Genomic DNA, 16897 nt, shown 5'->3' on the forward strand with positions numbered 1-16897 from the left:
TCTCGCACGAGAAGAATTTTGCCTGTCAGGGCAGAAGCAATAGCCCTTACCGCAAGGGCGATGTCAGTGGGATAGAGTTTAATTTATATCCAACTGGTTATTTGGTGCCGCTGACAATTCATTTGTGTAGTTAGCATCGCCGATACACATTTTGTGCTGTTCATTATTCGAGAGGAGCAGCACATGAAATTCTTTAGACGCTATCGTCTTGCCATGGGAGTGCTGGCCTTGGTGACGCCGTTGTTAGTCGGCGCCGCAAATGCAGAATCGTTGGCGGGAGTTCGAAATGGTCCAACCGGGTCGGCCTTTTGGGATGTCCCTGCAAAAGTCGACGATGGAGCCAAGCGTGGCGATATTTATTGGGTACAGCGTCGTACGGATGCGCCTGAGGGCTCGACTGGGTGGAACATAATATACGTGACCGAAGGCGTGGGCGGGCAACTCGTCTACGTTTCAGGTGAAATTTACATTCCTGTCGCAAAATCTGGCAAAGCGAGGCCTTTGGCACTTTGGAACCATGAGACTTCTGGAACCGAAGATAGTTGTGCGCCGTCGAGAAATAATTTGTCGTCGGAAAACTGGACTCGCATCCCGGCAGTCACGGAGTTACTCAAGCGAGGCTACGTTGTCGTAGGAAGCGATTATCAAGGACTTGGCACTCCCGGCGAAACAGCTTATTTAAATGGCCCAGCCCAAGCCTATGCGTCACTTGATGCAGTGCGAGCAGCCGTAAAGTTTCCAGATAGTAATGCTGAAACACGATTCACTACCTATGGGTGGTCACAAGGTGGACAAACCTCGCTCTGGGTTTCTCACCTGCAGGAAAGTTATGCTCCTGAGCTTGATCTGCTCGGTGTAGTTGGAATTGCTCCTGCATCGCGGCATTGGGACTTGACTGAATATGACCTCACCACAACGATCACAGGCGGTTATTATATCATGCGCATGGCGGGCCTAAGCGTTGGTCATCCAGAACTAAAGCTGCGTGATGTGTTGTCAACGGAAGGCCTTGAGATGCTCACGCAGCTCAGCGCCGGATGCTGGGCAATTGCAGAAGCAACTAACGGGACCTTAACAACCGTTTACGCCAATCAGGCGGGGCTTAAAAAGGGAGAGCCATGGCGTGTGAGGCTTGAACAGAATGATGCATTCCTCCCTGCAAAAAAAGTACCATTTCTTTTCTTTCAAGGTGACAAGGATACAGCTGTTCCTGCTGCGTTGACGCGAAGCGTAGCAAAGGACCTGTGCAACCAGGAAGTCCAAGTAGATTATCGACGCAGTCCCGACCTTGATCACGAGAACATTGTGCCCGTCGCCGAGCAAGGTATTCCCGACTGGTTTGATGCTCGCTTCAAAAATGAGAAGACTGTGAACTCTTGCTCAACGTTAGCTGACTGATGAGGGACGGTCGCCTCGTGAGTAGATAGCTTGAAGAATGGTGCAAGATAATTGCTGTCCGACCGATCTCCTCACCCTAGTTCCAATTGTTAACACGACAGGCATAGGGCGCTGCGCCTATAACTGCTTACAGCATCGCCCGGCATTCAAAAGTGATGAAATTGCCGAGCAGCAGGAATGTGGGAAATGCGATGAGCGCACAACGATACGACATGCTTGATGCTATGAGGGGGGTAGCGGCATTTGTTGTCGTCGGATTTCATTTATCGCAGTTTGGTATGATTCCGACCATTGTTCCAAGAGGTTATCTCGCAGTAGATTTCTTTTTTGTGCTTAGCGGGTTTGTGATTGCTCATACCTATGAAAAGGCCCTTCAGACTCACTTATCGTTTAGATCATTTATTATAAACCGCGTCATCAGGCTTTACCCATTGGTACTATTAGGTGCGAGTGTTGGCTTTTTGGTACTACTTTTGAAATGGTGGCTTTTCCCTGAAAAAGTTGGTTCTTTAGGCGCCGTGTTGATGGCAGGAGCTCTTAATATCGCGATGGTTCCATCTCTGGCAGGTGGAGTGTCATCGGGTGATTTGTTCCCCGCAAACGGCCCGCTTTGGTCTCTCTTTTTTGAGTTGCTTATCAATCTTTCATGGGCGCTCTTTGGAATTTGGCTTCGGACTGGCGCCTTGATTTTAATCGCACTGTTGAGTCTGGCTTCTTTGGTGTTTTTGGCTAGTCAAAGCCATACATTTAACATGGGATACGATAGCTCAACCTTCTGGGGTGGCTTGGCTCGGGTATGCTTTGGATTTCCTCTAGGCGTAATCTTACATCGCGAAAAGCAGCGGCTGCCCAAGATCACGTCGCATCAAACCGGCATTGCCTTTTCGACAATATTGATTGGCTTGTTTGCCATCCCAGCGGATTTGTCAGGTCAGAATTTTCAATGGGTAGATTTGTTTCTGATCAGCATATGTCTTCCACTCATCATGATTTGCGGCATTAGAAAAACGAGCAGAACAAGTGCAGGATATTTGTTGGGCAGTTTGTCTTATCCTGTTTACGTGCTCCATTTTCCCATTCTTTTAATGATGTCGGGTCTTAGTCAGACGCTGCTTTCAGATTGGAATATCAATATTATCGCGTGCGTGAGTATCACAATGATTTTGGCATTATCTTGGGTTGCTTGGCGCTTCTATGATGAGCCGTTACGAAAAGTGCTTACACTGATTATGTCTGCAGGCAACGACAGCCTTCGCAAGTACCAACTGCCATCGGATTTAATGGACGAGAGGGATCAGCCAGACGGGAGGCGCACCAGTGTTCGGGTTTAACATCAGAAGCCCTGAGAGGGATCGAGAAACGGATAGGGCGCGGTTAAAGCGGATTCTTACCACACTTTTGGCGGTAAAGGATGAACTGCAGATGGAAAAGTATGGTCTCAACCAGCGTTTTACAGAGACATCTGCAGATGCCGCGCTAACCTTGGATGCGATGGCTGGCGTAATCCATCCTGGATCATATGAGGATCGCTTGGAAAACTTAACAAGTGTAATCAAAGCTTACGAAAAGCGAATTACATTCCTTGATAGTCAGTTAGATTTTGTAGAGGCTGTTTTGGTGCGCGTTTCGTCCTATCACAGCGATCTATAGTAATGTACACAATTATTGGTAAGCAAAAAATACGTTCAATTCATCAAATATTTTTTTCAGCCCAATATTGATCAATTTTTCCACATTTCTTTCAAAAGAACATCATCCCTCTTGCGTAAAGTCGATATTTTTCGGATAGTCGAGACTTAAAACGAATTTATCTTATAAAAAACGAACAAGAACGGAACATTCCGTGTTGCCGTCCTCTTCGTCGAGATTTTCTTCAAAGACAGTATTAGTACAAATTTATTATAGTTTTACCTTGGTCTTTTTGTGGAGGGCAGGTTGGACTTGACGTAAGATTGTGACTGGTGAGCGTGGCAGATCGATATCGGGAAGAAAACATTTAGATAAATCCGGGGTTTATTCGGAATGAAGATTGCGGTTTTTGGAGAAGCAACTGTAAGTCTGGGCGGGCAACTCGTTCCCCGTGTTCCTGCGAATTTTCTTCGAATCATCGTTTATCTTCTGCTTGAGAATGCCAATCATTCAGTTTCTCGCGGCAAGCTTTCGCAAATCCTCTGGTCCGATACAGATCAATCGCATGCCTCTATGAACTTGCGGCAGAGCTTGGCTCGCATCCGCAAGTTTCAAGACCAATATGGATTAAGCCTTATTCAGGGCGATGCAACTTATGTCTATCTTAACCTCTCTCAAGTAAAAGCGGAACTTCTTCGTATCGATCTGCTTGAATATATCGAGCTGGAACGAAAGGGCGATATCGAGTCGCTCATGCGAATGACCGAGCTTTATACTGGTGATCTCCTCGCACAGAACGAGCCTCAAGCTTCGGATTTTGACGAATGGTTGGATGTCAAGCGCGTAAAGCTACGCGATGATCTGACGACGATGCTGCTTCGCATGATTGATCGGCCAGTGGGTGTGAGTATTGATGAAAAGCGGCAATGCGCACGTAAATTGGTAGAAATAGACCCCTATCAGGAAGTTGGCTATCGCGCTCTAATGCAAACGGCATCGCAACTTGGCTTGATTGCCAAAGTTGAACGGACATTCCGGGAATGTGCAAAAAAGCTCCGCGATGACCTTGATGTTGATCCGGAAGAAGAGACTATAGAGCTTTATCAGCAGTTACTGCCGAAGCTTTCCCCGGCCACGACACGCGGTTTGATAATAACACAACCTGCGCTCCCCATTACAACCCGTATGGAGATCCAGACACCTTATGCGATGAGGGCGGCATCTCAGATCGAACAAAACAGACAGGTTGGTCTGCCGAGGATCATGGTGCTTTATCTTCCACATAATGCCTCTGATCCAATGGAACAGCTCGCCGCGTCGCTGGTCGATGACATAACGATCGGTCTTTGCCGATTGCGCACTCTTTCGGTTGTCGCTCCCTATACATCACGACGCATAGTCACAGATGCTCCGGTCGATGGATTTGATGGCCTAAAGGAGCAATTCGGTGTTCATTATGCCGTAGACAGTAAAATAGTCAGGCGTGACGGTTTTTGTTTCCTCTCCGTGAAGCTCATAGACACTGAAACTCAAGAGATTGTCTGGGCTGAAAAACAAAAATTCGACTATGTGCTGCCTGAACAGCAATATCGTCAGCTCTCTATCCGGATCATTCTTTCTGTTGTGTCTGTTATCGAGAAGTCTGAACTCGATCGCTACAATAAGCTCGAGCAAGATCCAAATGCCTATTACTGGTATCTTATGGGCAAACGCGAAATCGACAAATTTGATTTGCCAAAGCTGCGCCAAGCACGTCAGTCGTTCAAGAATGCCTTGACTGCTTCGCCAGATTTTGTGCCGGCGCTGAGCGGTATTGCACGGACGATGCAAAAAGAATGGTTGATGCTTTCGCGCAGTGAGAAAGGCATTCTTTTAGAGGGAGAGCAAATCGCCAAGCGAGCTGCGCCTGCGGATCCCGACGATGAGCGGCCCTTACGCGAATTGGGCACCATCAGCATGTATCTCGGTAAGTTTGAAGACAGTCTTCAGTATTTTGATCAAGGCGAATCGATCAATCCGCAACATGCGGATTTGCTGGCCGATTATTCAGACGCACTTACGCATTATGGGTGGCTGGATCAGGCACTTGAGAAGATACAGCAAGCCATAGCCCACAATCCGCTGGCACCGGATTATTATTATTGGGTAGGAGGCGGAGCACTCCATAATCTTGAACGTCATTCTGAGGCAGTTGACCTCCTCGAGCAAATGCAAAACCCTCGTGCTGCTGCTAGATTGCTGGCTGCTTGTTATGCGATGAAGGGTGAAAAAGAGAAGGCTTGTGAGTATAAGAAACAAGCAATGGAGGATAATCCAACTTTTCGCATAGATGATTGGATCAAAGGTCTTGGTGTACGCCTGCCGGAACAGCGGCAAAGATATGAAAATTCGCTGCGGGAAGCGGGTTTCCAGTAATAAGATTAATGCAAGTGGGGATAATGATTAATGGCTAAGTACTTCATCATCGGGGAAACGGATAGCAAAGAGCTGTGGTTGGTTGACTTGGATAACCGTAGCGTTGAGCCCTTAACGGAGGAAATCCTCGCTAAATCACAAGCAGCAGATGCGGGATTTGTAGAAATCCTCGAAAGAGCCCGCGCCAATGGGATTACGACATTAAAGGGCGTCAGTATCGCGATCGCGACAAACAGTCGATCTGAGGCTGTGTCCCAATCATTTATTGTTGATCCTACGTCCCATCAAAAGTAAGCAGACATAGGCCATACAGTACTCTTCTTCTTGATCTATTAAAGAATCGTCATACGGTTGCCACGTGAGCTCTCCTTCATAGAAAGGTTATTCGCATGGCAAAGTTTTACATTATAGATCAACCAGAAGTCGATAAGTTGTGGCTTGTAAACGCTGACACAAACAGCGTTGAATGTCTTGATCGAGACCTTCTGGAATCACTCGGAACAGCAGGATGTGAGTTTCTGTCATCCATCAGCGATTTGATGGGCGACAACAAATTCTCTGCCGAAACTCGTAGTGATCCGTCTGAACGGGCCTTTTCCTTTGACGGTCGCAGTGATGCATCCGACAGGGCATTCTCGTGCGATGGAAGAAGCAACCCGTCAGATAGAGCATTTTCTTTTAGCGGGAGGAGTGACGTATCAGATCGGGCATTCTCATTCGGCTCAGAAAAGAATGTTCCTATCCAAACATCAAACTAAACAGCGGCGCTCAGTCATCAGTAGCTCGTGAGTGCTGGGCGTGGAGTACGAATGAAATCACTGACTGGGATTTCGGTGTTTGAAAGGCTGGTGGCGGATGAAGAAAAACTTCGTCTAGCTGCAAGTAATACTGATCAGTCGTCTGTAAGACTGCACAATGCGGACGTAACCGTTGAACGATTACGTCCGCATTTTTCTCGTTTTGGCATTGTTCGGCTAGCTGATGTAACGGGTCTTGATTGCATAGGAATTCCGGTTTGGATGGCCGTGCGTCCAAATAGCAGGACGTTGGCAGTCAGCCAGGGTAAGGGCGTTGCCGCAGCCCATGCGCGCGCTTCTGCTGTGATGGAGGCAGCCGAGATTGCTATCGCCGAAGATATTTCCGTTCCTTCAGTCAATGCCACCAGGGCTCAACTTTGCAACCAAGGATATGCGGTTTTAGATGGGCGTATGCTTTTAATGCGTGGTGCTGAAGAACCGGAGGATGATGAGGCCATAGACTGGTTGGAGGGCTTCGATCTTCTCAAGCGAATACCAGTATATGTTCCTCGCGAAGTCGTAACACTTGATTTCACTACCCAACGACAGGACTGGCACTATAGCCAATCGACCGATGGCCTGGCATCCGGTAACTGCTTGTTGGAGGCCGTAATTCATGGCTTATGCGAGCGAGTGGAGCGCGATGCAACTGAGATATGGCGTTTTCAACGCGATGCAAGTGTTCAGGCGCGTTGTGTCGATCCGAGCGTGTTCTCTGATGACAATATAGATTGGCTAGCTGAACGTATCACCAGTGCAGGCTTTGTACTAAGGCTGTTCAATGCGAGTTCCGATATTGCGTTACCGGTGTTTATGGCGACCATCAGTCCCGCGACGCGGCATGGTACTTACCTGCATTTTGATCTTGCAGCGGGGTATGGCTGCCATCTTTCGCCTCGTGTTGCAGCAATGCGCGCAATCACTGAGGCGGCACAAACTCGTATCACTAATATTTCGGGCGCGCGCGATGATTTCGATCCGTCTGAGTATTCGGAACGTCTTGCGCCTGATCTGGCAGTCTATATCAATGCTAAACCGGAAAGAGGCTTCATTTTTGAAGAGCCTCCAGCTTTCGCCCGCGCTAGTCTTGAGGCCTATCTCAAGCCTCTACGTCTGCGTGGCATAAGCAGCGTAATTGCGGTTCCGCTTGGCGGTGAAGAATACGGCTTCTCTGTTTGTCGTGTGCTGATCAATCAATTGGAAAGCCCGGCAGGGGTTCGCAAACACCGATTTGGTGGGAGGGCGCTCAATGCAATGCTGCATCAGTAAAACTCTGCTATGAAGATTCTTTTTGCCGGCCCCAGCCTTTCTCGAACAGAATTTGTGCCGCTGCGCAGTGGAGAAGATGTCTTCCTGCCTGCGCACGAATTGACCTGTCGTGGCCCCGCCAAATGCGGTGATATTACCCGTGCTGTTGACGAAGGTTTTCGCGAGATTGGCCTTGTTGACGGGCGCTTTGAGGATGTCGCCGCTGTATGGCATAAAGAAATACTGTACGCGTTATCTAAAGGTGTAACCATCTATGGTGCTGCCAGTATGGGTGCTCTGCGTGCTGCCGAATGTTATCCCTTCGGTATGATCGGCATAGGCAACGTTTTCGAACGCTACGCATTTGGCGGGCTGGAGGATGATGCGGCAGTAGCGCAGGTGCACGCACCAGCAGAATTTGGCTATATTGCTTTCAGCGAAGCAATGGTGGCCATTGACGCTACGCTGGAACGCGCCAGAACAGCTGGAGCCTTTACATCAGAAGAACAACTTTATGTTCGCGCTACGGCGAATTCTATCTTCTTTAAGGAACGAACTTGGCGACGAATATTTGATGCGTCAATTGAAATCGCGGACGCTGCCGAGCGTCTGAAGTTACATATGTATAATATAAAACGACACGATGCGACGTTACTGTTGGAGACCTTGATAGGGCAACGTCAGGCGGAAAAAGCGAACCAACACGGCGTTTATTTTTCCGACTGGACGCTTAACGAAACCAGCCAGTGGCTCAAACTTAAGATTTAGTTATATGTTTTCGTACCTTATCCAAATTCCGTACAATCTTAATAATTAGCGCTGATTTTGTAGAAAACGTTGAAAACGGCACTTGAGTCACGCTTGCGTAACGGGCAGCGATTTAGCTTCATCCATGTGGTCGCAAGTTTAAACGCATGAAAACAAGATAAAAAAATCAAGCGTGTGTGGGAGCAAGCGGACAGTCAGTGGGGGACCTACGCCGGAATTCTAAAGTGAATTGAATGTAGAATTTCGGCGTAGCACTGCTTTTCACCGGTCCCAAAGAATCCAAACCAAATAATCAAGACCTGAGCACGCCATGCGCTTTTATAAGCGCATGCGATGTCATGGGCGAGGGGCGTTGTTGTGAAAGTAGCGATAGTTCATTATTGGCTTTTATCGATGCGAGGTGGCGAGAAGGTCCTCGAAGCACTGAGCGAACTGTACCCGGACGCGGATATTTTTACACTTGTCTATGATCCGGATGCCATCAAGGGCCGTTTAAAGAGCCACAAAATTACTACGTCCTTTCTGCAAAAAATCCCTGGTGCAAAAAAACACTATCAGATGCTTCTTCCTTTGATGCCGATGGCTTTGGAAAGCATGGATCTAACCGCCTATGATTTAATTATCTCAAGTGAATCCGGTCCAGCAAAAGGGATCATTCCCAAGCCTGATGCATTGCACGTTTGTTACTGTCATTCACCAATGCGATATATTTGGGATCATTACTTTTTTTATCGTGCGAGTGCCGGTTTTATGAAACGCTTATCGATGCCGGTGATAGCATCGTGGCTCCGGCAATGGGATGTATCCACCAGTGCTCGAGTTGACTGCTTCATCGCAAATTCGCGTCATATCGCCAATCGCATTCAAAGGTATTATCGGCGAGACGCCGCTGTTATTCATCCGCCAGTGTCGGTCGACGAGTTTGCCATCTCGGATAACGTGGATGACTTCTACCTCTGTGCAGGGCAATTGGTAGCCTACAAGCGTGTTGACCTTGCTGTTGAAGCTTTCACTCGGATGAACAAAAAGCTTGTTGTGATAGGCACAGGCGAAGAGATGGCCTTACTGAAAAGCAAGGCAGGACCAACTGTTACATTTCTGGATCATCAGCCGTTCTCGTCGTTAAAAAGTCATATGGCGCGGTGCAAGGCTCTGATTTTTCCAGGAGAAGAAGATTTCGGTATCGTGCCTGTTGAGGTGATGGCTAGCGGTAGGCCGGTGCTCGCCTATGGAAGGGGTGGAGCGGTTGATACGGTAATTGACGGTATCTCAGGTAGGCTCTTTCCCGAACAAACAGTCGAAGCTTTAATTGATTGTGTCGAGCAGTTCGAACAGACGGAGGGCAATTTTAATCCTTCCCAAATTCGTGCACATTCACTGCGCTTCAGCAAGGAAGTGTTCAAAGAAAAAATCAGCCAGCTTATTCACAAGGAATTTGACCGCCGGAATACCCAACTCAAGTTGGATACTATCGCACAAGTGCCGGGATTGTCTGAGGTACGAGGTAGAACAGGCGCGCTCGTGCTTGCATTGAAGCCGCCAACCCAAGCCAGTTCCAATTCCTTGCGCCCAAGTTGACGGCGTAGCAGCGATGTTGGAGCGTGTTGTAATAATCAACGACGAAGCAGTGGCCAGTGGTGGTGCTGCTGCCTTGGCACTACTTTCAGGAAAGCTTCTTCAAGAAGCAGGCATTCCGGTCACATTTCTCGCCGGCGATTCAGGAATTGGTTTTCCTTTAAAGGGCGAGAATGTCGAGATAGCCGGACTAGGAAGCCAGCCACTACTAAAATTGCCCGTCCACAAACGCATCATAGATGGCGCTTATAACAGGGCAGCTTACGAAGCAATAAAACACTATATTACTGAAAAAGACACACCGGGAACGGTATACCATGTCCATGCTTGGGCACAGATTCTGTCGCCTTCAATATTCTCGGCACTCAGGCCAGTCCAGGATCGTCTGGTAATATCGGCTCATGATTTCACTTTGGTATGTCCCAATGGAAGCTATGCCAATTTCAATACAAATACTGTTTGTTCGTTGACGCCATTAAGCAGACAATGTCTGGCATCAAACTGTGACAAACGCCGTTATGCAGACAAATTATGGCGCTTTGCTCGTTCCTGGTTACGTACGCGGCTTCTGGATATGGCCAATTCAAACTGCACGATCGCCTCCATTCACCCGATGATGAACAACTGGCTTGAGCGCGGCGGAATACCTTCAAGACAGATACGAACCGTTCTCAACCCGGTTAAGCCATTTGTGCGGAAGCGTATAACTGCTGAAAGTAACAGTGATATATTCTTTATTGGACGGCTGGAATTCGAAAAAGGTGCAGACATTGCGGCTGAAGCCGCACGGATAATCGGCCGGAGGCTAAGGATTATTGGTGATGGGGCATTTCGGGAAGAACTTACCCGACGCTATCCTGAGGTCATCTGCGAGGGTTGGAAAACCCATGATGAGATAAGCAAACTTTTGCAAGAAGCAAGGTTTGTTGTCATGCCAAGCAGATTACCGGAACCATTTGGTCTTGTCGCCCACGAGAGTCTTCAAAGCGGTGTTCCGATTGTTGCTTTCAAATCTGCCTTCATAGCTAATGAGGCCCAGGAATTGGGATGTGGAATTGTTGCTGAAGAGCCGACTGCAGAGAGCCTTGCAAACGCATTTGCTGCACTTGATAACAACAGTGACGTGAAAAGCATGAGCAAGGCCGCCTTCGCGCTTTCTCCCGGATTGGCAAATACACCAAATAGTTGGTGCAGTGAATTGATCGCTCTTTACACTGATTGTTTGATGAACAGAAAATTGCCTAACGCTGATCCAAAGCATTTCCTAGTTCCGGAGTCGCGGCCTATCGAGCGGGCGATCTGATTTTTCAAATGCCAAAAACCGCAATTTCAGAAGCTCGCAATAGTCATTTATTCATACTTTTTGATTAAATTTTTAATTGATCTAAAGCAGCGCTAAATCTGCCGGACTATCTTTGGTCCAAATTCAAGGTTAGGGTTGACCTCAGATTTGAAAACAATCGTTAAGAGATCGATGAAAAATACTTCTCAAGATCTAGAAACCTCGAGTGAACGCCCGACAAAGTCATTTGTTGACCTAGTGGAAGAGAAGTATCTTATCCGTTGGGCAGCTCTCTTTCTTTGTGTAGTATTCTGGCTTATCATCTGGCGCATGATGTAATACTGCTTGTTTCGTCACGACCGCTCCAACGAGCCCTCAGGCTCGTCGTCCCCCGCAGAAAGCCATTCACGCAAAATCGCAACGGACATCGGGCCAAGATTTGGAATAAGATTTAATTCCAACCTAGATGCCCAGCTTCTCTCGGGCTCCCAATCGGGGGGCATGTCCCACGGTGCTCCACCGTATTCGACCCACAACGCATTCGCGATCCTGGTGTGGACCGTCTTTGAGGGACAGAAGGATTGAAGGAGATGGGGCATGAGTAACCCAGACAAGAGTTGCATCCGTTCACACCAATCGCAATATTGATTAAGCTATCTATTATTCAGCAACTACCTTTCGCTAACAGCACGACTGACGCTGTACGTGCCATGATTTTAAGATCCACCCACACGGAGCGAGATTTAAAGTAATCCGTATCCAGTTTCACTCTAGTGTCGTAGCCAGCATCACTTCGGCCGCTGACCTGCCAAAGACCGGTTATTCCTGGCTTCATTGCTGCGTAGTATCGATAGGAATCGCCATATCTATAGATTTCGTCCATTACTATAGGGCGAGGTCCTACAATGCTCATTTCCCCACGCAGGACATTGATGAATTGGGGGAGTTCGTCCAAACTTGAGATGCGCAAGAATCGGCCAATTCGATGGATTCTAGGATCGGTTTTCAGTTTTTGAGTTTCAGCCCACTCACGAAGTGAATCGGGACATTGCGCCAAAAGTGTAACCAGGCGCACATCGGCGTCCTTCGCCATTGAGCGAAATTTTAAACAAGTAAACTCTTTACCATTAAGGCCGATTCTACGTTGTTTATATATTACTGGAAAGCCGTCGGTTAAAACTAATGTGCATATAATGCAAATGAGTAACGGAAAGAGAAAAATTAGCGCGACGGTGGCGAACGTAACATCAAGAGTCCTCTTGATTACATCATAGGACATCCGGTGTTTTGCCGGCATTTTTTCGGTCCGCTGTTCTATCAGCGGTTCTGTAATGTAGGACATAATGCTGACCCCAACCCATCCCATAGTTTCGGCTTGTCCAAACGCGTCGCGCCGGAAATCCTTTTGAATCGCAGCTAGCCTGCTACGTGCCAAAAAATGCAAACCCCAAGCAAAGCAGTGTTTTTATTCAGGATATTCAGAATTTATACGCAATAAAGACAGCGGTTACTGTCTGCTTTCTGTTTTTTATTTACTCTCTGATTCCCTGTATACAAATAAACTATAGTATAAATGTTTTGCGTCAATAATTAATAGTACTTAAAGGGAGATATTGTACCCTTAACAATAATTATTAAAATTAGATCTAATACTCACTTACTCATTGATATAGCGTAAGGAGGTCATGCCATTTTGGGGAAATGGAGATGGCTCCGAGCCCAAACCAAGATTATTTACTCTTGCAAAGATCTATCACAAACCTGTTTCCGAGAGTATCTATATGATGACATCCCACAATACCGACCATGAAGTCGGGCCTGATTAGCTTTATAGTTTCTTCCAAATATTCTTCTTCATCAAGTTTGGTGATTTCCTGGATGTTTAGGCCATAACCGTAAATCCCGTGGGAATTACATTGAGATGGACGCAAAATTCGATCACCTAATATATGAACCCGGCCGCCATTCCGCGCGACATCACTTCCGATGATGACCGGGTTGCGTTTGTGAGGGATCACCGTTTTCAGAGCTGGTCCATCAACAGAAAAAGCATAAAGTTCACTGGAGTGATCCATAAAAGTATGATGATCCGAGAGGGACGTGAGCAGCCACCATTTTCCTTTAACCTTGAACATTGTCGTGTCTGCAGGGCTTTTGCCTTCCAGTGCTGTTGAGTGGAGTTCCCATCTCAGCGGAAATTGCGTGCAGCGCCATATCTCCACCCGGTCTGTCTGGTGGGTTTCAGGAATCATGTAAATGTCCGTACCGTCGTTAAACACGAACGGATAGGAAAGATGATAACTGGTGCGCAGGCAGGTTCCGAGAAATTCAACGTCGTTTCCGGACAGGCAGGCTACGGATATCCAAGCGTTCTTGCTATTATCCGGGAAACACTCGAAGAAAATGTAATCCTTTTCCTGCCATCGGAAGAGAAACGGATCAGCTGCCCACATACCGGCAGCAAGCTTTAATGGTACCGCTTTGTCCGGAGCAAAACTCTCGATACTACCATCTCCCAAATATACTCCCCAACTTCTTGCATTGAGCCCCAGCTTTGCTCTTGTTCGTATTGCCAGTTTTTCGACGATGTTACGGCTGAGTTGCCCTAGGTAAGCTACAGAATCCAAAAGCCGAGGAGATGTTCGTATATTAGCGGGTGGGATAACGGTTGTTGTGGGATGCGTTCGCGTTTCCGCTAATCTGCGTAGTTCGCGCAAGAGCAGCAGTACGGACTTTTCCTTTATGAAAGCGCCATTAAGTGCGGCGCTATATTTGGTATTGTAACTGGCCGTGGCAATGATGATTGGCTCGTTCTGTGTGGATTTGCGAGCGATCAACTGAACAACCGTCAGTGCTTCACGCGCTTGTACCTCCCAAAACCCGGTCCAGTCGTAGCCCTTTGCTTTTTTATCAACAAAATCGAGCGCCCATTCTCCAAACTCGACTTGATCAAGACATTCCTTCGGCAATGCTTTGGCATTCAAACGCACAACGACGTCAACCTCCAGCCCAATCATACCATCTCGGCCAATACGTTTGGGAGTAGGAATCCTATATCGCTGGTTTCCGAAAGGTTGAGTTGGATATTGCAGCTGCTTAACGAATACGTGTTGCTCTGCTTTGTCGATCAATCTTACAAGGAATGAGGTTTTTTGGGTTTCAGCCGCCCCGGTGGAGACAACCGCCCGTAAGTCGAACTCTCGGTGATCAAGGATAGTTCTGAGAAGTTTGATTTCCCAGTTCTCGAGTTTGTCCAAGGTATCGACAACGATCCCTATGCGAAGCCTTGTTGACATTATGCCCCCTTATGCCCGCCCAACACTCCCGGATTGCGTCACAGAATGCGCAAACTTCTCATGATCGAACGTGGCCTCGCATCGAATGTTCCACGTTCAAATGTATCCGTCCAGAATGCCTAATCTAATTGATTAGCAGTGTAATTCCTGAATCAAATCTGGTCATCTGATATTGGTGAGAGATCGTTTCGAAGCAATCCGGTCGAAATTTTCTGCACGGGCAAGTGCTCTTTCGGAAATGACCTGATGCACCGCATTTGCCGGGGATACTACTCTGAAACAGGTCAGTCAGATAGCTGCCGAGAGGCTCACTGCTAAGAAAGCCGCCATTATGGGCTTTATGGCGATGGCATCACGCATCTGTGCTCAACTGGCGCAAGTGGTTGTATTTGTTTTGGCTGCAAGAATGCTTACAGCGGCAGAATTTGGTACCTATACCCTCATACTCGCAATAGCGATTCTATTGACTCGCATTGCTGAGGCAGGCTCTCGCGAGTTTATCATGAGTTGCCGTGAGGATGCCTCACTGTTTAACCAGATCGGCACAATAGCATTAGCAAGTGGTGCAGTAGCGATGGTCGTCGGTCTGATTGTCTCAGGCGCGATAAACCATTTCTTTGAGATGAAACTGGTGGCCGATATTCTTGCTATCTTTTCTGTCTGGGTGGTATTCGCAACGTTCAGCGCAGTTTATGCGGGCGTCCTGGTTCGCCAAAGTCGCTCGGAAATGCATTCCATTCTACTGATGGCAGGTGAGGGAATTGGCCTAGTAATCACCTTGGCCGGACTGTTTGCCGGTTGGGGCATTTTTGCGCTGGCGGTTGGCAAGCTCGTTATGCAGATCACGTATCTTTTTTCAGCCATGAGGGTAACACGGTGGATACCCCAGCCACGGCTGCAATTGGTTATTGTAAAAGAATTAGTGGCGTTCTCTCGCTACATACTGGCCACACGCATGGTTGCGTATTTTCATACGTATGCAGTGACCTTCGTTATAGGGATATTCTTTGGTACAGCGAGTGTCGGTTATTACAGGGTTGCGGAGCGGTTAGGCTCGTCCTTCGCTGATATGATGGATGAGCCAAGCCGCTTGATAGCTTGGGTAAGTCTACGGCGCGCAGCTCGGGATAATCAGTCCCCCGTGGACCTCAAACGAAGCGTTGGGCATGAAGCAACTTTGCTCCTGCCATTTCTACTGGCTCTTGCGGCCCCCATTTTTATCGGGCTAGCACTCGTATCAGAGCAATTAGTCGTCCTGTTGCTTGGAGAGCAGTGGCATCCGGCAGCTCCGCTTACCGCGCTACTAGCGCTGATGTACATGCTGTACAGCCCGGCTGTGCTCACAGAGCCTATCCTGTCTTTGACTGGCCAGGTACAGCGTTTGCCGCTAATTTCGCTTTGCAACGTCGCAGTAGCTCTCGCCTTCCTCCTCATCGCGGTGCCCTTTGATATTATGGGTGTTGCTATAGGACAGGTAACCGCAGCTACAATCACAGTCTGCATAACCGTATGGCTGCAGAGTCATTATGGCGGGGTTGACTGGAAGCAAGTTTCGGCAAACAGCGTGATCATTCTACCGGCTCTGATCGCAATGATTGCGGGTATTGTTTGGATAGCTCGGTTTTCCCTACCACTAACATGGGGCCTCGCTCTTCAAATTTTTGTTGGTGCAGTAGTTTATTCCAGCGTTATCGCAACACTGTATGTTTTCTTTTTCAAGACGAGCAACTTATTTGCCTGGAAAAGGGCGAGGGTGCCAAGCGAATCCAACCTCTAAACCGATGAGAGTTACCGTGCAATCGAGCGCAAAAGACATGGAAAATACGTCAACCCCGACCGTCAGAGCAGGGCGACATCGGTTTCTCGGTATAGAAATTGAAGTGGCAAATGGTGTTCTGGTGCCTCGAGAAGAGACAGAGCTTTTAGGCACAACGGCTATCGACACCTTGATAGGTAAAGACTCGGCTCTTGTGATCGATATGTGTTGCGGCTCTGGCAATCTTGGACTTGCAATTGCCAATGCTATTCCTTTGGTGAAAATAATGAGTGCAGATCTCACGGATGAGACCATTAGCGTTGCCCGGCATAATACGCAGAGGCTGGGATTCTCAGATCGCGTCGAAATTTTTCAGGGCGATTTGTTCTCGGCGTTCGACGGAAAAGATATAGGGAGAAAAGCTGATCTGGTCGTGTGTAACCCTCCTTATATTTCTGCCAAACGATTGGAGGAAACATTAGGGCATCTGCTAAAAGATGAACCAAGGGAAGCGTTCGATGGCGGCCCGTTTGGTATCTCCATACTTCAAAGATTGGTTCGGGATTCAGTAAAGTTTTTAAAAGCCGGAGGCATTCTGGCATTCGAGTTTGGTGAAGGGCAGCACCAGCAGGTGGCACAACTGCTCATCCGCTCAGGTGGTTATGGCGACATTTCATTTGTGAAAAATGAATTAGGTATACCACGGGTCGCAGTTGCTCGAGCGAAATACTAA

Annotated in this window: 13 protein-coding genes; 11 read left to right on the top strand and 2 right to left on the bottom strand. The window is 47.8% G+C overall.

Annotated elements, in window-relative coordinates; translation table 11 throughout:
* Window positions 1–153: 153 nt before the first annotated feature.
* The 9 genes from PMI41_RS24265 to PMI41_RS14035 all read left to right on the top strand — a co-directional run bounded on the left by PMI41_RS24265 (window position 154) and on the right by PMI41_RS14035 (window position 11133).
* Window positions 154–1398: a lipase family protein gene (locus PMI41_RS24265; protein ID WP_244423942.1), complete on the top strand. Its 1245-nt coding sequence runs from the start codon at window positions 154–156 to the stop codon at window positions 1396–1398.
* Window positions 1399–1589: 191 nt separating this feature from the next.
* Window positions 1590–2729: an acyltransferase gene (locus PMI41_RS24270; RefSeq protein WP_008125881.1), complete on the top strand. Its 1140-nt coding sequence runs from the start codon at window positions 1590–1592 to the stop codon at window positions 2727–2729.
* 91 nt (window positions 2730–2820) lie between these two features.
* Complete coding sequence (locus PMI41_RS24275) at window positions 2821–3048, top strand: hypothetical protein (protein WP_157179396.1); 228 nt, start codon at window positions 2821–2823, stop codon at window positions 3046–3048.
* Window positions 3049–3420: 372 nt separating this feature from the next.
* Complete coding sequence (locus PMI41_RS14010) at window positions 3421–5442, top strand: BTAD domain-containing putative transcriptional regulator (RefSeq protein ID WP_008125886.1); 2022 nt, start codon at window positions 3421–3423, stop codon at window positions 5440–5442.
* Between the two features lie 30 nt (window positions 5443–5472).
* Window positions 5473–5736, top strand: a complete 264-nt coding sequence (locus tag PMI41_RS14015; RefSeq protein ID WP_008125888.1) for a hypothetical protein — start codon at window positions 5473–5475, stop codon at window positions 5734–5736.
* Window positions 5737–6251: 515 nt separating this feature from the next.
* Entirely contained in the window at window positions 6252–7508 is a 1257-nt protein-coding gene (locus PMI41_RS14020; RefSeq protein ID WP_008125893.1) for a YcaO-like family protein, read from the top strand.
* Window positions 7509–7517: 9 nt separating this feature from the next.
* The gene (locus PMI41_RS14025; RefSeq protein WP_008125894.1) at window positions 7518–8255 is read left to right on the top strand and encodes a TfuA-like protein; all 738 of its coding nucleotides are present in this window, start codon (window positions 7518–7520) and stop codon (window positions 8253–8255) included.
* Between the two features lie 357 nt (window positions 8256–8612).
* Window positions 8613–9833: a glycosyltransferase family 4 protein gene (locus PMI41_RS14030; protein WP_008125895.1), complete on the top strand. Its 1221-nt coding sequence runs from the start codon at window positions 8613–8615 to the stop codon at window positions 9831–9833.
* 13 nt (window positions 9834–9846) lie between these two features.
* Complete coding sequence (locus tag PMI41_RS14035) at window positions 9847–11133, top strand: glycosyltransferase family 4 protein (protein WP_008125896.1); 1287 nt, start codon at window positions 9847–9849, stop codon at window positions 11131–11133.
* A 643-nt stretch (window positions 11134–11776) separates the two neighbouring features.
* Here the strand turns inward: PMI41_RS14035 and PMI41_RS14045 are convergent.
* Window positions 11777–12454 (bottom strand): sugar transferase, encoded by a 678-nt coding sequence (locus PMI41_RS14045; RefSeq protein WP_157179397.1) that lies wholly within the window; start codon window positions 12452–12454, stop codon window positions 11777–11779.
* Between the two features lie 388 nt (window positions 12455–12842).
* Window positions 12843–14408, bottom strand: a complete 1566-nt coding sequence (locus PMI41_RS14050; protein WP_008125898.1) for a hypothetical protein — start codon at window positions 14406–14408, stop codon at window positions 12843–12845.
* A 346-nt stretch (window positions 14409–14754) separates the two neighbouring features.
* On the opposite strand from PMI41_RS14050, the gene PMI41_RS14055 reads away from it, so the two are divergent.
* Both PMI41_RS14055 and PMI41_RS14060 read left to right on the top strand, forming a co-directional pair.
* Window positions 14755–16185 carry an oligosaccharide flippase family protein gene (locus tag PMI41_RS14055; RefSeq protein WP_210160786.1) on the top strand — a complete coding sequence of 477 codons (1431 nt, stop codon included), beginning with the start codon at window positions 14755–14757 and terminating at the stop codon, window positions 16183–16185.
* A 37-nt stretch (window positions 16186–16222) separates the two neighbouring features.
* Window positions 16223–16897 (top strand): HemK/PrmC family methyltransferase, encoded by a 675-nt coding sequence (locus tag PMI41_RS14060; protein WP_008125900.1) that lies wholly within the window; start codon window positions 16223–16225, stop codon window positions 16895–16897.

Source organism: Phyllobacterium sp. YR531, assembly GCF_000282595.1.
Classification (GTDB): domain Bacteria; phylum Pseudomonadota; class Alphaproteobacteria; order Rhizobiales; family Rhizobiaceae; genus Phyllobacterium.